This window comes from Microbacterium sp. MM2322 (assembly GCF_964186585.1).
GTDB lineage: Bacteria > Actinomycetota > Actinomycetes > Actinomycetales > Microbacteriaceae > Microbacterium.
In genome coordinates this window covers 2991861-3009319 of the sequence record NZ_OZ075067.1, presented here as the reverse complement: position 1 = coordinate 3009319, position 17459 = coordinate 2991861, and the positions used below count along the sequence as shown (strand labels likewise).

The window sequence follows — 17459 nt, the reverse complement described above, 5'->3', positions numbered from 1 at the left end:
AGTTAGCGGATGCAATGGATGCTGCGCGACACGTCGCGCTGCGGCATCCACCACCGGCGTGTCGCCGCGGATCCATTGCATCCGTGAACGCCTGCGACGACGGAGGTCACCGTGCGGAGGGCTCGCCCTCCCCGTGCCGCGCATTGCGCAGCGGCGAGAACGCGATCACCAGCGCGGCGACAGCGAAGACGGCCGCGGCGATTCCGAGGCTCACGCTGTAACCGAGCCAGGTGGCGAGCACCCCCGCGCCGAGGGCGCCGAAGAAGAAGACGATGCGGTTCGTCGTGCGGATGGTCGCGTTCATGCGGCCCTGGATCGCGTCGGGCGCGATCGCCTGGCGATACGAGATGTCGTTCGCGTCCTCGATTCCCATGGCGAGGCCGAAGAGGAATTGCGCGATCGAGACGACCACGACCAGCAGGACGATGTTCGTCGCGTTGCTGAGCGGCGCGACAGCCAGGAGCAGCCACGGCACGACGGTCAGGCTCCGGCCGATGAGGATCGCGCGCCCGGCGCCGATCCGCTCGCCGACGGCGGGGGCGAGGATTGCGCCGAGGAAGCCGCCGACCCCGCCGAAGGCGACCGCGATGCCGTAGGCCCAGGCCGGCATCCCCAGCTCTCGGAGGGCGAAGACGGCGAAGACGGTCGCGACGATGCTGTTGCCGAGGAACCACACGTGCACGGAGAGCGCGAGCGGACGCAGCGTCTTGTGCCTGTACGTGAAGCGCATGCCCTCGGCGATGTCATGCCCGATGTGTCGTCCTGCCGCGCGCGGAGCAGGCGCGGATTCGGTGACACGGATGCGGGACTGGAGAACCGCGGAGACCGCGTGGATGACGGCCTCGAAGACGAAGATGAGGGGCGCACCGACGAGGGTGAGGAGTGCGCCACCCGCCGCCGGACCGGCCGTTCCGGCCACGGTCTCGCTTTGACTGAGCCTCGCGTTCGCAGAGACGAGGGATGCCCGGGGGACGATCTGCGGCACGAACGGCTGTTCTGCCGACTGGGCGAACAGGGTCAGGACTCCGAGCGTGAGCATGATCGCCGCGAGCGACCAGAAGTCGAGGTCGCCGAGCAGCAGCAGGACCGGGACCAGCGCGAAGACGACCGCGCGGCCGATGCTCGTCAGCACCAGCGTGCGCTGCCGGTTCCAACGATCCATCAGCGCTCCGATGATGAACCCGAGAAAGAGGTACGGCGCGACGCCCAGCGCGTTCAGGATGCCGATCTGCGCCGGCGTCGCCGCGACCACCGTGACGATGAGCACTTGGAACGCGACGTTCGCGATGGCCGACCCGAACCCGCGGATGGTCGTCGCCGTCCAGAAGAGCCGGAATGCCGGGATGCGCAGGACCTCGGGTCGCCGCCCGTTGTCGGGTGGCCGCGGGGTCGGTTCGCGCATGATGCGACCCTATCGACTGACTCGGCTGTGCCCGCCGCTCGCCTGCCGGCGGTGGCGGATGCAAGGGATCGAGGCCGACACGCCGGTGGTGGATGCCGCGGCGCGGCGCGTCGAGCGGCATCCATTGCATCCGTGCACAGCCCACAGCGCGCCGTCCGGGGTGCCGCACACGAAGGAAGGGCCCCACCGGCTGACCGGCGGGGCCCTTCACATTCAGTCCAACTGGCTTACTTGAACGCGTCCTTGACGTTCTCGCCGGCCTTCTTGAGGTTCGCTTCGCGCTGGTCGGCTTCGCCCTCGCGGCGAAGGTCCTCGTCATTGCGGTGCTCGCCCAGGGCTTCCTTCGCCTTGCCGGCGATGTCCTGCGCAGCGTTCTTGATCTTGTCGTCGAGACCCATGGCACACTCCTCAGTTCGTGGGAACCCCAGGATCTGACTCGCGACGATTCCACTCAACCGCTTGATTTCGGCGCCGATTGGTGAGAGTCACAACTCGCGCCGCCGACTCGCCGTCGCCTCGTAGGCGTGCAGCCACACGAGGTCGAACTCCTCGCGGGTGATCCGGCCTCGCACGAGGTCCTGCTCCGCATGGTCGAGCTCGTCGGCCTGCTGTTGGATGCGGTGGGCCACATCCAACGCCGACGGCGAGACCTCTCCGGCAAAGAACGTGCACCGGACGGAGTGCGCGTCGCGAGCCGCGGCTCGGCCCCGATACGACAGGAACACCCCCGGTCCGACGATCGCCGCGGTCATCAGCAGCAGCGTCGGTACCGTCGGAGCGCCCATCCCGACGAGGGCCATCCAGAGGACGAAACCGGCGCAGACGGCGACCTTCCAGAAGGTGGATGCCGCCAGCGCGAACGTGCGCTCAGCGTCCGAGGACAGCGGCGAGTACACGACGATGCGGTCGGTCACGATGCCGTGACGCGCGACACCGCGCCACACGTGGCCCCAGTGCGGGCGGTCGGAGCGGAACAGCCGGATGCGGATGCCGGCCGGGTCTACTTGCCGCATCGCCCCGTCCAGTCCTCGTCGGATTCGCTGTCGACGGCGGGCGCGACCAGCTGGGAGCGGGCGACGGTCCCTTCGCAGAAGAGCACGATCCGGTCGCCGGGCGACGTGATCGCCGGCAGCAGCGCGGACACCTTCCGGTGCGACGAGCCCGACCCCACGACGACGCTCGACACCAGACTGCGATCCGTCGCGCCGCCCAGGAGGAGGGCGAGCGTGACCTGGTCGGCGACGTCGTCGAGGTCGCTGTCGACCGACAGGTGGACCGTGCGGCATGACGGCCCCGGCTCCTCCCGGCCCGTGACCGTGGTCACCACGACGCTGACGAAACGCTCACGGTCGCTGCGTTCGGCCGGCGCGATCAGGACGCAGGGAGTCGTCCTCGTCTGAGCCAGCTCCCGTAGCGAACGTCCGCCGATGCGGATGTCGCGTTCCTCGAATCGCGTGCCTGCGGGGAGCAGAGGCGGTCGTGCGGGCGTGGTCCGCGAGTGCTGCCGCGCGGCGGCGATGATCGTGTGCAGAGCGCTCATCAGCGCACGACCGTCGGGATGTCGGCATCCGGCGAGACGCGACGGGGCTTCACGTCGCGCAGCGCGAGCGCGCCGGTGCACGGCACCGCGAGCAGGTCGCCCTCGACGAGGTCGGCGGGCAGGATCGCCTGCATATAGGGCCAGGTGGGCGCGCCGACATCGCCGGGGACGATGTCGAACATCGCCTGCTTCGCGGTGGACGCGCGACCGATGAGGCGGCAGTGCTCCCACTGGATCGGGAGGTCGTGGGTGGTGCAGTCGACGAGCGCCAGACGGCGCGCGTCCTGCGAGTCGACGCGCAGCGTCACGCGGAAGACGAGGACGGTGACGTCCATGCCGATGCCGCGGCGACGGGCATCCTGCGTGTGCGGGTGGGCGAGGTCGCCGGTCATCACGCACGGCGTCCCTTCGAGCTCGGCCAGGCGCGTCAGCGACACACCCGCCACGGTCACATCGCGCACCTCCGCGACCGTGTGCTCGGGCCATGCCCGCCGTTCGATCGGATCGGGGATGCTGCGTCGCAGCGAGGGGAGGACCGTGGTCAACGTCATGAGCACAGTCCTAAGCGCTCGCCGATGCCCGCGGAACAGGTCCGAACGGAACCCATACGGCCGGCCCGCGCGTCGCATCCGGCACCTAGGGTGAGGGGATGTTCACCGTCACCGAGTCCGTCACCATCGACCGCCCGGTGACCGAGGTGTTCGACTTCTTCACCGAGGGCCGCGCCCGCTGGGACGAATCCGTCATCTCCGAGGAGCTCACCTCACCGCCGCCCGTCGGCGTCGGGTCGACTCTCCACACGCGGATGCGGGCGGTCGGCCGCGAGGTCGACTTCGACTGGCGCGTCACGGCCTACGACCCCGGCGTGCGGATGGCGGTGACCAGCACGAGCGGGATCATGGCCACGACCTCCGACCTGCAGTTCGCCGACGCGAATGGCGCGACCGTCGTCGCCGTGCGCATCGACGCCGAGCCGACCGGGATCATGCGCCTCGCGGAGCCGATGATCGCCGACTCGATTCGCTCGACGCTGTCGACGTCGCTCGCCCGAGCGAAGCGGATGCTCGAAAGCTCCTGATCCGGCATCATCCTCTCGGCTGACACGGATGCCTCTCCAGGCCGACGCCCTGCGCGCGACGACTGCGTAGACAGGAGGCATGAAGCGCACACTCGCCGCCCTGTCCCTCGTCCTCGTCGCCGCCGGGCTAACGACCGCCTGCGCGTCGGGAAGCAGTGACGTCGAAGACCACGTCGTGAAGGCAGTGAGCGAAGGCTCGTCCGTGCCGGTCGCCGACCTGGTCGACGATGCGGCCGCGAAGCGGTTCACGATCGTGTGCCCCTACGAGCTGCCGGCCGACGTCGCGACCCGCCTCGGCGTCTCGGCGGGGGACCTCCCCGATCTGTCGAAGCGCGACGACGCGCAGGCGCTCGTCGCCGTGACGGCGAACGGTGTCAACGCGGCCGAGTTCCGACGCGAACGCGTCGACCTCTGCTCCTCGGAGGGGCCGTGGCCGGTGTACGAGAAGACCGACACGGCCACCGTCGCCGTCACGCGGAACGAGGACGACGTCTACATCGTCACCCGAGCGAGCTGACGGCCTGTCATTTCACGAGCGGGCGCACCGTCGTGAAGCCGCCGTCGACCGGGATCACCTGACCGGTGATGCGACCGGCATCCGTAGACAGCAGCCAGTCCATGACGGCCGCGACATCGTCGGCGGTCTGCACACCACCGAGCGGGTACTGCTTCTCGGCGCCCTCGCGCTGCATCGGCACGCTCAGCATCCCGGCCGTCATCGGGGTGTCCGTCATACCCGGCGCGACCGCGTTCACACGGATGCCGCGCGCGGCATACGTGGCAGCGGCGCTGCGCACGAGCGCCTCGACGCCTCCCTTCGCGGCGGCGATCGCCTCGTGGTTGGCGACGCCGATCCGCGCAACGACGGAGCTCGCGAAGACGGCGGCGCCGGGCTGCTTGCCCGTCGCCTCGAGCCAGGCCTGCAGGATCCAGATGCTGCTCTCGAGGTTGACGCGCAGGATGTCGCGCGCGGCGTCGGCCTTCGTCCGGTGCAGCGGGGTGATCAGCGTGCTGCCGACCGCGTGCGCGAGCCACGCGGGCGCGTCGCCGAGCTCCGACCGGCAGCCCTCGAGCGCCGCGGCGGCGCCCTCGGGTGTCGTCACGTCGGCCTCGATGTGGGCGTCCGCATCGACGGCGGTGAGGGATGCGGCATCCCGCCCCACCGCGGCGACGCGCAGGCCGCGCGCCCGCAGCCGTGCGACGAGAGCACTGCCGACACCCCCACGGGCGCCGGTCACGAGGGCGATGTCGGTCGAGGTCATAGTGTCTCCTTGCTCAGGCGTGCGGTACCGCGATGTCGCCGCGCCGGATGGCGTCGGCGCGTTCGCGAATGGCGGTGATCTCGTCGTCGTCGAGGCGTGAGACGTTCTTCACCTGCAACGACATGCGATGGTTTCCGGCGAGGGGTTCCTCGTGTCGGACGAGGTAATCCCAGTACAGCGTCGTGAAGGGGCAGGCGTCCTCACCGATCCGTTTCGCCGGATCGAACGGACACGTCTTGCAGTACGGGCTCATGCGGTCGATGTACCTGCCTGTCGCGGCATATGGCTTGCTGCCCATCAATCCACCGTCGGCGTACTGGCTCATCCCGAGGGTGTTCGGCAGCTCGGCCCACTCGACCGCGTCGACGTACACTGCGAGGTACCAGGCGTGCACCTGCCGGGGATCGACGCCGAGCAGCATCGCGTAGAGGCCCGTCACCATGAGCCGCTGGATGTGGTGCGCGTACCCGTTCTCGAGCGTCGTCCCGATCGCATCCTGCAGGCAGGCCATCGCGGTGTCGCCGGTCCAGTAGAAGTCGGGCAACGGCTCGAACGCCTCGAACGCATTCCGCTCGAGGTATCCGGGCATCTGCGTCCAGTAGATGCCCCTCACGTACTCGCGCCACCCGAGGATCTGCCGGATGAACCCTTCGACGGCAGGTAGTGGCGCCTTCTTCTCCCGGTAGGCGGCCTCGGCCGCCGCGACGACTTCTCGCGGGGTCAGCATCTTGAGGTTCATCGACGACGACAGGTGCGCGTGCCACAGCCACGGTTCGCCCGGCCACATCGCATCCTGCGTCTCGCCGAAGCTCGGCAGGCGCTCCTCGATGAACAGGTCGAGCGCCTCACGTGCCTGGGCGCGGGTGACCGGCCACGCGAAGGTAGCGAGCGAGCCAGGGTGGTCGCCGAAGCGCTTCTCGACCAGGGCGATGACCTCGCGGGTGATCTCATCCGGCTCGAATCGAGCGCGCGGCGGCACCAGCCCGGGGCCCTGCTTCGGGAACGCCTTGCGGTTGTCGGCGTCGTAGTTCCACGAGCCGCCCACCGGCTGACCGCGGTCGTTCATGAGCACGTCGTGCTTCTTCCGCATCTCGCGGTAGAAGTACTCCATGCGTAGCGACTTCCGTCCGTCGGCGTGGGCCCCGAACTCCGCGACCGTGCTGAAGAAGTGGCGGTCCTCGCGGACATCGAGCGGGATGCCGGTGGCCGCCGCGACCTCTTCCAGCGAGGTCCGTACGCGCCAGTCACCAGGCTCCGTGACGATGAGCCCCTCCGGTTTCAGCCGCCCGAGGTCGGCGGTCAGCTGCGCGGCGAGGCTGTCGGCCGTGCCGGGATCGTCGAGCTTCGCGTAGTGGAGGGGACGCCCGGCATCCGTCAGCTCTTCGGCGAAGTGGCGCATGGCGGCGAGGAAGACCGCGGTGCGCTGCTTGCTGCTCCAGACGTGCTCGGACTCCTCGGCGACCTCGGCCATCCAGACCGCATCGAGCGCGGGGTCGAAATCGTCGAATGCGCTCGCGTCAAGATCGAGCTGGTCGCCCAGCACGATCACGAGGTGACGCAGCATGGGGTCAGCGTAGGAAGCCGGCCGCCGGAACCCCACGGGTTGTGCGTGCCGCGGGATCGCGCTAGCCGCGGCTGGGGTGCCCTGACAGAACCTCCCTCGCCCGTCGGATGCGGCGTAGCGTCGAGGCCGACAGGAGGATCACACATGCACACCAGGACTCTCGGACAGGGCTTGCAGGTCTCGGCGATCGGACTCGGGGCGATGGGGATGTCGCAGAGCTACGGACCCAACCCCGGCGATCGCGACGAGATGATCGCCGTCCTCCGTTCGGCGGTCGACGCGGGCGTCACGTTCTTCGACACCGCCGAGGTCTACGGTCCGTATGTCAACGAGGAGTTGGTCGGCGAGGCCCTCGAACCCCTGCGCGGCCAGGTCGTCATCGCGACGAAGTTCGGCTGGGACATCCGGGACGGTCAGTCGGTCGGTCTCGACAGCCGTCCCGAGCAGATCCGCCGCGTCGCCGACGCGTCGCTGCAGCGCCTCCGGGTCGACACGCTCGACCTCTTCTACCAGCACCGCGTCGACCCCGACGTCCCCATCGAGGACGTGGCCGGGACCGTCGCCGAGCTCGTCGCCGCCGGCAAGGTGCGCCACTTCGGGTTGTCCGAGGCATCCGCGTCGACCATCCGCGCCGCGCACGCCGTGTTCCCGGTCACGGCGGTGCAGAGCGAATACTCCCTGTGGACCCGTGACCCCGAAGCGGAGGTCCTGCCGACCCTCCGCGAGCTGGGCATCGGCTTCGTCCCGTTCAGCCCGCTCGGCAAGGGCTTTCTCACCGGCACGGTGACGACGGACACCTCGTTCGACGAGAACGACATCCGCCGCCGGGTGCCGCGGTTCGAGGAACAGAACCTCGCCGCCAATCAGGCGCTCGTCGACCATGTGAAGGTCCTCGCCGAGAAGAAGGATGCCGCGCCCGGCCAGATCGCGCTCGCGTGGCTGCTCGCGCAGCATCCGTCGATCGTCCCGATCCCGGGCACGCGCCGCACCTCCCGGATCCAGGAGAACGCCGCCGCGACAAGGGTGGCCCTCTCGGCGGACGAGCTCGCCGACCTCGACGGACTTGCACAGCGGGTCGGCGTCGCCGGCGACCGCTACAACGCGCAGCACATGGGGTACGTGAACCGCTGACCCGGTCCGCTCCGCGAGGCTGATGACGTCTCGCGGGGTGGACCCTGGCATCCTGGTCGCATGCCCGCGACCGAAGACGCCCCCGACGTCGATGTCGAGCACGTCGGTCACGGGTCCCGGCGCACGCGCGTGACGCGCATCGAGACGACGGCGGGCGACGGCGGACGGCCGTTCGTCCTCGTGGCCGGTGTCGGCGTCGCGGCGACGTACTTCGAGTTCCTCGCGCCCTCGCTCGCCGAGCACGGCGACGTCTTCGCGCTCGACCTGCCCGGTTTCGCCGGGATGCCGCGCCCCGGCGACCAGCCCACGGCCGAGTTCTTCGCGGACCGGGTCGAAGAGGTCCTCGACCACTACGGCCTGACCGACCCCGTGATCGTCGGTCACTCGATGGGGACGCAGGTCGTGACCGAGGTGCTGGTGCGGCGCCCGCAGCTGCGGCACGGCGTACTGGTGAGCCCGGTCATCAACGACCAGGAGTCCACGCTCCCGATCGTCGCCGTGCGCTTCGCGCAGTCCGCGACGCGCGAGACGTTCCACCTCGCGATGACGGCGCTGTCGGCGTACGTCCTCTGCGGGTTCGTCTACTTCGTGCAAGTGCTGCCCCACATGCTGAAGTACCGGCTGATCGAGCGACTGCCGCTCGTGGAGGCGACGCTGCTGCTCATCCGCGGCGAGTTCGACGCGACGTCGCCGCGCCGTTTCCACTCGCGCCTCGTCGCCGCGTCGAAGAACGCGCGCCGGTGGGAGATCCGCGGCGCCGCGCACTCGATCATCAACGCGCACGCCGTCGGGGCCGCCGACCTGATCGTGAGGCACGCGACCGACTCCCTGCCCCCGAAGGGACGGATGCCGGCCGAGAAGGCGGTCGTCCCGCCGCCGCCCCACGCGGGCATCGGGGTCGTGTGGAGCGCGATGCGCGAGCGCGCTGCCGAGTGGTGGTGCGCTGCGCGCGGCGACGAGGCGGGCGTCGAGCGGGCGAAGGAGCGGCACGCCCGCATCCTGTGGGAGGCGTACACCCGCGCCGGCCAGGATCCGCGCCGCGGGCGCTGAGTCAGGCCGCCCCGCGTCGATGCTCACGCCGTCGCGGACCGTTCTCCGGATGGGTGCGGGTGAACGGCTCTCGAAGGGTGCCGGGGCGCTGATCCTCCGGAGAACGGCCCGCGCGCTGCGGCCCCCGGCCGGCGCCCCCGCTCCGCCTCGGGTGCCCGCAACGCCAGCCGGAGGCGTGCGGCTCGCCTCCGCAACCCCTTCGCCCCCGCCGGCCGCGGGGCGTAGCGTCGCCGCGTGCCTTCCGCTCCTGCCCCGAAGACGTGCGCCTCGTGCGGGCGCGAGATCCAGTGGCGCAAGAAGTGGGAGAAGAACTGGGATGCCGTGCGGTACTGCTCCGACGCGTGCCGGAAGCGCGGCATCCGTCCCGTCGACGAGGAGCTCACGCAGTCGATCCGCGACTTGCTCGACGCGAGGGCTGCATCCGCGACGATCTGCCCGTCCGAAGCGGCTCGCGCAGTCGGCGGCGAGGAGTGGCGCGACCTGATGGAGCCGGCCCGGCGCGCAGCGCGACGGCTCGTCGCTGCAGGCGAGGTGGAGATCACCCAGCGGGGCCAGGTCGTCGACCCGTCAACCGCGAAGGGACCCATCCGCATCCGGCGGGCGCGCTGACCTCGTCGGCGTGACTCAGGCGGATGCCGCCCACTCCCGCACCTGCGCGATGAGATCGGCCTTGCGCGCGGCATCCGCGAAGGACGCCTCGATCGAGTTCTCGGCGAACTGCGCGAGCTCTGCCGTGTCGAAGCCGAGGGAGGCGACGGCGGCGTAGTTGTCGCCGATGTAGCCGCCGAAGTACGACGGGTCGTCGGAGTTGATCGTCACGACGACGCCCGCGTCGACGAGCTCGCGCAGCGGGTGGGCGGCGAGCTCGGGCACGGCGCGGAGTCGCACGTTCGACAGTGGGCAGACGGTGAGCGGCACCCGGTGCTCCGCGAGGTGGGCAAGCAGGTCGGGGTCGTCGATCGAGCGGATGCCGTGGTCCACCCGCTCGACCTCGAGCAGCCGCAGCGCCTCCCAGACGTAGGCCGCGGGTGCCTCTTCGCCGGCATGGGCGACGCGGTGCAGCCCCAGCTCGGCGGCGCGGCGGAACACGCCGGCGAACAGCGACGGCGGGTAGCCGACCTCCGCCGAGTCGAGGCCGATGCCGAGGAGTTCGTGTGCGCGCGGGGAGATCTCGTCGAGGAGGGCCTCGGCGGATGCGACCGGGTGGTCCCGCACGATGCAGACGATGAGCCCACCCGTGATGCCGAAGCGGTCGGCGGCAACGGCGAAACCGGCGCGCAGCCCGTCGATGACGACGTCGACCGGCACGCCGTTGGCGGTGTGGACCTGCGGGTCGAAGAACATCTCGACGTGACGGACGCCGTCACGAGCGGCGCGCTCGAAGTAGGCGACGGCGAGATCGGTGAAATCCTGCTCCGTGTGCAGCACCGCCATGCACGCGTAGTAGAGGTCGAGGAACGACTGCAGATCCTCGAAGTCGAATCGGCGCTGCAGATCTGCGACATCCGCGAACGGGAGGGGCACTCCGTTCCGCTCGGCGAGGGTGAACGCGAGCTCGGGCTCGAGCGTCCCCTCGATGTGCAGGTGCAGTTCCGCTTTCGGGAGGGTGCGCAGATCAGGGCTCGTCACGGGGAGCCATCGTACGCACCCGCCCGATGGCTCAGCTCTTCGAGCGCTTACGCCCGAACAGTGCGCCGTAGATCAGCAGGACGATGATCGATCCGCCGATGGCGAGCAGCCAGGTCGACAGCGAGAAGAACTCGTTGAGGTTGACGTTGAAGATCAGCCCGCCGAGCCAGCCGCCGAGAAGCGCGCCGACGACTCCGAGGATCAGCGTGATGAACCAGCCGCCGCCCTGCTTGCCCGGGAGGATCAGCTTCGCGATGGCGCCGGCCAGCAGGCCGAGGATGAGAAAACCGAAAAAGCCCATGATGATTCCTTACTGCTGTTGATGGTGTGAGTGGTGACGGATGCCGCGGTCAGCTCAGTCGCTGACGCACATCCTTCGCCACGCCCTTGACCGCGGCGGCGATCTTCTTCGCTTTCCGCTCGCGTGCCTTCTTGGTCTTTCGCTCATCGCGCATGCGCACGAGCTGATGGGGCACGGATTCGGACTTTTTCACGGTGACCGACCGGCTGCCGACGACGTAGGCGACGAAGGCGATCGCGCCCAGAAGGAGGATCCTGTTGCGCATGCTCAGGCGACGCGGGGTTCGGCGTGGTGGTCCTCATCGTCGGCGATGTGGACGTCGTGGATCTCGACGTTGACCTCGACGACGTCGAGACCTGTCAAACGCTCGATCGCGCCGGCCACGGATGCGCGGACGTCGTCGGCGACGCGCCCGATCGGTGCGGGGTACTCCACCACGACCTTCAGGTCGACGGCGGCCTGCGTCTCGCCGACCTCCACCTTCACGCCCTGCGTGAGATCGGTCGCGTTCACCGCGTCGCGGATCGCGCCGAGCGCACGTGCGCCGCCGCCGCCGAGGGCGTACACGCCGGTGACCTCGCGGGCCGCGATGCCCGAGACCTTCGCGACCACGCCGTCGGTGATCGTGATCCGGCCGGCGACCGCCTGGTCGTCGGTGCCGCGAGTGGATGCGGAGCGGTCCACGCGCGTCGCGGTGGCGGGGGTGGTGGTCTTGTTCTCAGCCATGGGGATGTCCCTCACTGTGTCGTCTCTTCCGGCGCGCCCAGGAGGCCGCGTCCGGAGGGCGTGGGTTCCGCCCTCACACATAAGAGGGTCGTCAGCGGGAAAACGTCACAAAAGACTTTGCGCGCGTCGGCGATAGGCTCGTCGCATGACGATCACGGCACGCTACCGCCTCGAGCGAGCGCTGCCGTCGGCGATCGGTATTCGCACGCTCACCGCGCCGCAGCATCCCGGGACGAACGGCTGGGTGAGCGAGTGGGGGACGAACGCGCACGGCGAGATCGCCGGCTGCCCGCCGTCACGGCGCTGACCCGCACCGCTCGTCGGTGCGTCCTCAGCGACCCTTGATCCCCGACGCGGAAAGCGATCCGTCATGTCCATCTCCCCTCCCTCCCGTACCGCTCCGCACGAGATCTGGCGCGGCATCCGTCAGACGGTGCGCACCGACGCTTTCGGCGGCGTCCTGCTGCTCGTCGCGACCATCGCGGCCCTCGTCCTCGCCAACTCGCCCGCGGCGCCCTGGTACGTCGGGGTCCGCGAGACCTCGTTCGGGCCCGAGGCGCTCCATCTCGATCTGACCGTCGCCCACTGGGCGGCCGACGGGCTGCTCGCGATCTTCTTCTTCGTCGTCGGTCTCGAACTGAAAGAGGAGATCGTCGCCGGTCGACTGCGCTCGCCGCGCGTCGCAGCGGTCCCCGTCATCGGAGCGCTCGGCGGGGTCATCGTTCCGGCGATCGTCTTCGTCGCGTTCACCGCGACCGTGCCGGGCGATGCCGTGCGCGGCTGGGCCATCCCCACCGCCACCGACATCGCCTTCGCGATCGCGGTGTTCGCCGTCGTCGCCAAGGGGCTGCCGCCCGCCCTCCGCGTGTTCCTGCTCACCCTCGCCGTCGTCGACGACCTCTTCGCGATCACCATCATCGCGACCGTCTACACCGACGACCTCCAGCCGCTGTGGCTGGCGGCGGCCGCCGTTCCGCTCGTGCTCTTCGGGCTCGCGGTGCGCCGCGGCATCCGTCACTGGTGGGTGCTGCTCCCACTCGCCCTCGCCACGTGGGGGTTGGTTCACGCGTCGGGCGTGCACGCGACGATCGCCGGCGTTCTCCTCGCCGTCACCGTTCCCGCCACCGTCACGCCGCGTGCTCGGGTGACGGTGGGGACGGATGCCGACGGCGCACCCATCCACGATGCGCTCACCGCTCACTTCGCCGACCGCTTCGGGCCGATCTCCACCCTGATCGCGCTGCCCGTGTTCGCCTTCTTCTCGGCGGGCGTCACCATCGGCGGCTGGGACGGGTTGACGGCCGCGTTCGCCGACCCGGTGACCCTCGGCATCCTGGTCGGGCTCGTGCTGGGCAAGCCGGTCGGCATCCTGCTCGCGGTGTTCCTGTTGACCCGCATTCCCGCGGTGCGGCGCACCTTCGATCTTCGCTGGGGCGACATGGTCGGGGTGGGCCTGCTCGCCGGCATCGGGTTCACGGTCGCACTGCTCGTCGGCGAACTCTCGTACGGGGTCGGCTCCCTCGAGGACGATCACGCCAAGATCGGCATCCTCGCCGGGTCGGTGATCGCCGCAATCCTCGGCGGTGCCGTGCTCGCGGTGCGCTCTCGGCGCGTGCGTCAGACTGAGACGACACCCCCATCCGAAGGAGCCTCGTGAGCCGCACGCCGCCGACGCCCGCGACGTACCAGCGGAACGCCCTCGCACCGAGCCTGCTCGCCGCCGCGGTCCTGTTCGTCGCTCCCGCCCTCATCGAGAGCGACTGGCTGCTCACCGTGCGGTTCGTCGCGACGATCTTCGCGCTCATCATCGGGTGGTTCGCGTTCCAGGCGAAGCACTGGTGGTGGCTGCCGGTCATGCTCGCCGTCGCGGTGATCTGGAACCCGATCTTCCCGTTCGAGTTCTCGGGCCCCCTCTGGAGCGCGGCGCAGGTCGCTGCTGCCGTCGTCTTCCTCGCGGCCGGCGCGACGATCAAGGTTCGACGACAGGTCTGAACCAGCGGGGTCAGGGCACCTTGTGCCCGGCCGCCGTGATCAGCCCGTACCACTCGGCGCGGGTGAGGGGGATGTCCGACCCGGCTGCGGCGTCGGCTAGGCGGTGCGGGTTCGTCGTCCCGAGCACGACCTGCATGTGCGCGGGATGCCGCGTGATCCAGGCCGTGGCGATCGCGGTCGGCGTCACGTCGTACTTCGCGGCGAGGGTGTCGAGGAGTTCGTTGAGCTCCGGGTACTCGGGCGCGCCGAAGATGACGCCGTCGAAGAAGTTCTTCTGGAACGGCGACCAGGCCTGCAGGGTGATGCGGTTGATGCGCGAGTAGTCGACGAGCCCGCCGCCGTCGCGCGTGATCGAGTCGTCCTCGCCCGCCATGTTGGACGCGAGGCCCTGCGCCACAATCGTCGAGTGCGTGATCGACAGCTGCACCTGGTTGGCGACGATCGGCTGCGTGACCGCCGTCTTCAGCAGGTCGATCTGCCGCGGCGTGTGGTTCGAGACACCGAAGGCGCGGACCTTGCCCGACGATTCGAGGTGGTCGAAGGCGCGGGCGACCTCGTCGGGCTCGACGAGTGCGTCGGGGCGGTGGAGCAGGAGGACGTCGAGGCGGTCAGTGCCGAGCGCCTCGAGCGACTCCTCGGCCGAGGAGACGATGTGCTCGTACGAGTGATCGAAGTGCCACTCGTCGGCCACGATGCCGGTCTTCGTCTGCAGGGTGATCTCGTCGCGCTCGGCCGGGCTGAGGCGGAGCGCCTCGGAGAAACGGCGCTCGCAGCCGTGACGGCTGCTGCCGTACAGGTCGGCGTGGTCGAAGAAGTCGACTCCCGACGCCCGGCACGACTGGTAGAGGTCGCGGATCGCCTCGTCCGACATCTCCTCGATGCGCATCATCCCGGCGACGACGTTGGGAACCTGCTGGTCGGTGGGTCCGAAGGGGACGAGGCGCATCATGCTCCGTTTCTGCGCCGACGCGGCGCGGTGGTGTCACCAGCTTGTCCGATGGCGGCCTTCGCGTCGATGAGGGTCCGCGCGAGAACCGTCGACCCGGCGACGGCGGCGGGCATCGCGATGACGGCGCCGAGCGGGACGAGGAAGCAGAGCTGCGTGGCGACGCCGAACCCCAGCACCCGCGCGCGGTCCGTGCGTCGCAGGTCGCGGCGGGCGACGGCATCCAGCCCCCGCGCCGCGAAGGCGCGCGAGGTGAGTTCGTCGGCGAGCAGCCACCCCGTGAGGAACGCGGCCACGACGGCGCCGAGCGCCGTGCCGACGAGCGGGATCAGACCGATCAGACCGGCGACGATCGCCGCGAGGAGCCCGCGGAGGATGAGGCCGACGCTGTCGCCGACGGACCGCCAGAACCCGTAGTCCGATTCGGGCGGGGCGTCGCCGAGATGCGCCTCGACGGCGCGCCAGATGCGCTCGTAGAACGGGTCGCCGACGAGCAGGGTCAGCGCCGTGAACGAGACCACCGCGAGGACGATCGCGCCGCCGAGGATGCCCGCGCCGATGCCGAAGCGCACGAGCGAAGCAGCGAGGTCGCTCCATCCGTCGACGAACCCGGTCAGCGCCGTGACGATGTCACCGAGGAAGACGACGAGGGTGATGATCCCGGCGAGGAGCAGGATGCCGACGATCGCCGCCGGGATCAGGCCGAGCGCCATGGCGCCGGGGAGCCGCCCCCAGAAAGCGAATCCGCGGCCGAGGTCGGCAACGCCGCGGAAGAACGAGGCGACCGGACGCGGCGCGGGCGGGAGAGTCGTCATGCCCCCATCCTGCCGTGCGGTCACGTGGGTCGACGCTGACGCCGATTATCGATATACATGTATCGATACTCGATAGATTGGAACGCGGATGATCAAAGCTGCCCAAGCCGGTGTCGGCATCCTCCTCGCCGCACTCCTCGGCCTGCAGGCGTGGGTCGTGCCGAACGTCGCGGACGGGTTCGCGGAGATCGCACCGGAATTCGAAGGCCTGCGCACGCCCGGCGTTGCGCTGGTCGGCATCCTGCTGCTCTGCGTCCAACTCGCGCTGCTGTGCGTGTGGCGGCTGCTGGCACTCGCGGGTGACGGGCGACTCTTCGAGGACCGGTCCTTCCGCTGGGTCGATGCGATCATCGGATGCGTCGGCGCGGCGATGGTCCTCGTTGTCGTGGGATGCGGGGTCATCGGCGAGGCCGGGGCGGGGAGCCCGTTCATCCTCGTCCTGTGTGTTCTCGCCGTGGCCCTGGGCCTGGCGATCGCGCTCCTCCTCGGGGCGCTGCGCGAGGTGCTCCGGCGTGCTGTTCTCCTGCAGGATCAGGTCGCGTCGCACGCGTGATCGACGCCCCTTGCACCCCGCAAGCACGCTCGTCAAGTGCGCGCCAGAGGTTGCGTCAGACGCTCGTGTTGGCTGAAGTGGTGCGATGACAAACGACACGTCAGCTCCACCTGCTCAGGAAAAGCCCGGTCTGAAGCGCGCCGTCGGAACCTGGTTGCTCTTCGCCTTCATCGTCGGCGACACGCTCGGTGCAGGCATCTACACCCTCGTCGGGACGATGTCGAAAAACGTCGGCGGCGTGATCTGGTTGCCGTTGCTCATCGCCCTCGTCGTCGCGCTGTTGACGGCCGGCACCTACGCCGAACTCATCACGAAGTACCCGCACGCGGGTGGGGCGGCACGCTACGTCGACAAGGCGTTCGGTCGCCCGTTCCTGTCGTTCCTGGTCGGCTTCCTCATGATGGCCTCCGGCATCACGACCGCCGCGGCGCTCGCGAACGCCTTCGCCGGTGACTACTTCGAGGCCCTCTTCGATCTCCCGCCGATCCCCGTCGCGCTGGCGTTCATCGTCGTCTTGACGCTCATCAACCTCCGCGGTGTCAAAGAGTCGCTCGCCGCGAACATGGTCGCGTCGATGATCGAGGTCACCGGCCTCATCATCATCATCGTCATCGCGGGAATCGTCTTCGGCAGCGGCGGCGGTGAGCCGTCGCGCATCTTCGAGTTCGCGCCCGATGTCGCCCCGCTGCAGGGTGCGTTCGCGGCATCCATCGTCGCGTTCTTCTCGTTCCTCGGCTTCGAGGCGGCGGCGAACATGGCCGAAGAGGTCAAGAACCCGTCGCGGGCGTACCCGCGGGCACTGTTCGGCGCGATCCTCACAGCGGCCGTCGTATATCTGCTCATCGCGGTGGGCGCCGTCATCGTGGTCGACCCGACCGTGCTCGGTTCTTCGTCGGCTCCTCTCCTCGAGGTCGTGAAGGCGAGCGGTGCCGCACTGCCGCCGTGGCTGTTCAGCGTCATCGCTCTCATCGCGATCGCGAACGGCGCGCTGCTGTTCATGGTCATGGCCAGCCGCGTCGGCTACGGCCTGGCCGAGTCGGGCCTGCTGCCCCACGCGTTCGGCGCCGTGCTTCCGAAGCGCCAGACGCCGTGGGTCTCGATCATCGTCGTCGCGGGTGCCACGATGCTTCTCAGCGTCGTGGGTGACATCGGGACGCTCGCGAACACGACTGTGCTCCTGCTGCTGCTCGTCTTCATCTCGGCGAACGTCAGCGTCCTCGTCCTGAAGAAGGACAAGGTCGAGCACGCGCACTTCTCGGTGCCGCGCATCGTCCCGGTCCTCGCGATCATCGCGTCGATCGTGCTGCTGACGCAGCAGGAAGGCCCGGTCTGGATCGGCACCGCCGTGTATGTCGCGGTCGGCACGGTCCTGTTCTTCATCGCGCGCGCCGGGCGCCGTCACGGCGACCGCAAGATCGCCGAGCGGACGGGTGCCATCGACATCGTCGGCTCCTGACAGCGAAAGGGTCA

General features: G+C 69.6%; 23 protein-coding genes. 10 read left to right on the top strand and 13 right to left on the bottom strand.

Translation table 11 applies throughout. From position 1 onward, the window contains the following. Positions 1–106: 106 nt before the first annotated feature. From ABQ271_RS14635 to ABQ271_RS14615, 5 genes are all read right to left on the bottom strand, one after another. Positions 107–1402, bottom strand: coding sequence for an MFS transporter (locus tag ABQ271_RS14635; RefSeq protein ID WP_349309453.1), 1296 nt, complete (start codon positions 1400–1402; stop codon positions 107–109). A gap of 227 nt (positions 1403–1629) precedes the next feature. Further along, positions 1630–1800 carry a CsbD family protein gene (locus ABQ271_RS14630; RefSeq protein ID WP_018187735.1) on the bottom strand — a complete coding sequence of 57 codons (171 nt, stop codon included), beginning with the start codon at positions 1798–1800 and terminating at the stop codon, positions 1630–1632. Between the two features lie 87 nt (positions 1801–1887). Continuing rightward, positions 1888–2415 carry a DUF6611 family protein gene (locus tag ABQ271_RS14625; RefSeq protein ID WP_349309452.1) on the bottom strand — a complete coding sequence of 176 codons (528 nt, stop codon included), beginning with the start codon at positions 2413–2415 and terminating at the stop codon, positions 1888–1890. Next, positions 2403–2942, bottom strand: coding sequence for a hypothetical protein (locus ABQ271_RS14620; RefSeq protein WP_349309451.1), 540 nt, complete (start codon positions 2940–2942; stop codon positions 2403–2405). Before ABQ271_RS14620 ends, ABQ271_RS14625 begins: the two co-directional genes overlap by 13 nt. Then, positions 2942–3493 (bottom strand): hypothetical protein, encoded by a 552-nt coding sequence (locus tag ABQ271_RS14615; protein ID WP_349309450.1) that lies wholly within the window; start codon positions 3491–3493, stop codon positions 2942–2944. The genes ABQ271_RS14620 and ABQ271_RS14615 overlap by 1 nt, the downstream gene beginning before the upstream one ends. A gap of 98 nt (positions 3494–3591) precedes the next feature. Here ABQ271_RS14615 and ABQ271_RS14610 point away from each other — a divergent pair, with 98 nt between their 5' ends. Both ABQ271_RS14610 and ABQ271_RS14605 read left to right on the top strand, forming a co-directional pair. Next, on the top strand, positions 3592–4020 hold the full coding sequence (locus tag ABQ271_RS14610; RefSeq protein WP_349309449.1) for an SRPBCC family protein: 429 nt from the start codon (positions 3592–3594) through the stop codon (positions 4018–4020). 79 nt (positions 4021–4099) lie between these two features. After that, positions 4100–4537 (top strand): hypothetical protein, encoded by a 438-nt coding sequence (locus ABQ271_RS14605; protein WP_349309448.1) that lies wholly within the window; start codon positions 4100–4102, stop codon positions 4535–4537. A gap of 7 nt (positions 4538–4544) precedes the next feature. Here ABQ271_RS14605 and ABQ271_RS14600 read toward each other — a convergent pair whose 3' ends face one another. Both ABQ271_RS14600 and ABQ271_RS14595 read right to left on the bottom strand, forming a co-directional pair. Further along, entirely contained in the window at positions 4545–5282 is a 738-nt protein-coding gene (locus ABQ271_RS14600; protein ID WP_349309447.1) for an SDR family oxidoreductase, read from the bottom strand. A gap of 13 nt (positions 5283–5295) precedes the next feature. Next, on the bottom strand, positions 5296–6846 hold the full coding sequence (locus ABQ271_RS14595; RefSeq protein ID WP_349309446.1) for a cryptochrome/photolyase family protein: 1551 nt from the start codon (positions 6844–6846) through the stop codon (positions 5296–5298). A gap of 144 nt (positions 6847–6990) precedes the next feature. Here ABQ271_RS14595 and ABQ271_RS14590 point away from each other — a divergent pair, with 144 nt between their 5' ends. The 3 genes from ABQ271_RS14590 (at position 6991) to ABQ271_RS14580 (ending at position 9636) form a co-directional block, all read left to right on the top strand. Then, entirely contained in the window at positions 6991–7977 is a 987-nt protein-coding gene (locus ABQ271_RS14590) for an aldo/keto reductase (protein WP_349309445.1), read from the top strand. A 60-nt stretch (positions 7978–8037) separates the two neighbouring features. After that, positions 8038–9027: an alpha/beta fold hydrolase gene (locus ABQ271_RS14585; RefSeq protein WP_349309444.1), complete on the top strand. Its 990-nt coding sequence runs from the start codon at positions 8038–8040 to the stop codon at positions 9025–9027. 234 nt (positions 9028–9261) lie between these two features. Continuing rightward, positions 9262–9636 (top strand): DUF2256 and DUF3253 domain-containing protein, encoded by a 375-nt coding sequence (locus ABQ271_RS14580; RefSeq protein ID WP_349309443.1) that lies wholly within the window; start codon positions 9262–9264, stop codon positions 9634–9636. 15 nt (positions 9637–9651) lie between these two features. On the opposite strand, the gene ABQ271_RS14575 is transcribed toward ABQ271_RS14580, so the two are convergent. From ABQ271_RS14575 to ABQ271_RS14560, 4 genes are read right to left on the bottom strand one after another with little or no spacing between them, the layout of a single operon-like run. Next, positions 9652–10656 (bottom strand): adenosine deaminase, encoded by a 1005-nt coding sequence (locus tag ABQ271_RS14575; protein WP_349309442.1) that lies wholly within the window; start codon positions 10654–10656, stop codon positions 9652–9654. A 31-nt stretch (positions 10657–10687) separates the two neighbouring features. After that, the gene (locus ABQ271_RS14570; protein WP_349309441.1) at positions 10688–10957 is read right to left on the bottom strand and encodes a GlsB/YeaQ/YmgE family stress response membrane protein; all 270 of its coding nucleotides are present in this window, start codon (positions 10955–10957) and stop codon (positions 10688–10690) included. A 49-nt stretch (positions 10958–11006) separates the two neighbouring features. Next, entirely contained in the window at positions 11007–11222 is a 216-nt protein-coding gene (locus ABQ271_RS14565; RefSeq protein ID WP_349309440.1) for a hypothetical protein, read from the bottom strand. A gap of 2 nt (positions 11223–11224) precedes the next feature. Further along, the gene (locus ABQ271_RS14560) at positions 11225–11683 is read right to left on the bottom strand and encodes an Asp23/Gls24 family envelope stress response protein (RefSeq protein WP_349309439.1); all 459 of its coding nucleotides are present in this window, start codon (positions 11681–11683) and stop codon (positions 11225–11227) included. A 145-nt stretch (positions 11684–11828) separates the two neighbouring features. Between ABQ271_RS14560 and ABQ271_RS14555 the strand changes: the two genes are divergently transcribed. The 3 genes from ABQ271_RS14555 to ABQ271_RS14545 all read left to right on the top strand — a co-directional run bounded on the left by ABQ271_RS14555 (position 11829) and on the right by ABQ271_RS14545 (position 13675). Further along, positions 11829–11990 (top strand): hypothetical protein, encoded by a 162-nt coding sequence (locus ABQ271_RS14555; protein WP_349309438.1) that lies wholly within the window; start codon positions 11829–11831, stop codon positions 11988–11990. Positions 11991–12059: 69 nt separating this feature from the next. Then, complete coding sequence (gene nhaA / locus ABQ271_RS14550) at positions 12060–13340, top strand: Na+/H+ antiporter NhaA (protein ID WP_349310916.1); 1281 nt, start codon at positions 12060–12062, stop codon at positions 13338–13340. Further along, on the top strand, positions 13337–13675 hold the full coding sequence (locus tag ABQ271_RS14545) for a DUF6804 family protein (RefSeq protein WP_349309437.1): 339 nt from the start codon (positions 13337–13339) through the stop codon (positions 13673–13675). The genes nhaA and ABQ271_RS14545 overlap by 4 nt, the downstream gene beginning before the upstream one ends. Before the next feature lie 10 nt (positions 13676–13685). On the opposite strand, the gene ABQ271_RS14540 is transcribed toward ABQ271_RS14545, so the two are convergent. After that, complete coding sequence (locus ABQ271_RS14540; protein WP_349310915.1) at positions 13686–14621, bottom strand: aldo/keto reductase; 936 nt, start codon at positions 14619–14621, stop codon at positions 13686–13688. After that, positions 14621–15436, bottom strand: coding sequence for an EI24 domain-containing protein (locus tag ABQ271_RS14535; protein ID WP_349309436.1), 816 nt, complete (start codon positions 15434–15436; stop codon positions 14621–14623). The genes ABQ271_RS14540 and ABQ271_RS14535 overlap by 1 nt, the downstream gene beginning before the upstream one ends. 88 nt (positions 15437–15524) lie before the next feature. Here ABQ271_RS14535 and ABQ271_RS14530 point away from each other — a divergent pair, with 88 nt between their 5' ends. Both ABQ271_RS14530 and ABQ271_RS14525 read left to right on the top strand, forming a co-directional pair. After that, positions 15525–15989 carry a DUF2975 domain-containing protein gene (locus tag ABQ271_RS14530; RefSeq protein ID WP_349309435.1) on the top strand — a complete coding sequence of 155 codons (465 nt, stop codon included), beginning with the start codon at positions 15525–15527 and terminating at the stop codon, positions 15987–15989. An 85-nt stretch (positions 15990–16074) separates the two neighbouring features. Further along, a complete protein-coding gene (locus ABQ271_RS14525; protein ID WP_349309434.1) occupies positions 16075–17445 on the top strand; it encodes an APC family permease in 1371 nt (456 codons plus the stop codon). Positions 17446–17459 lie beyond the last annotated feature (14 nt).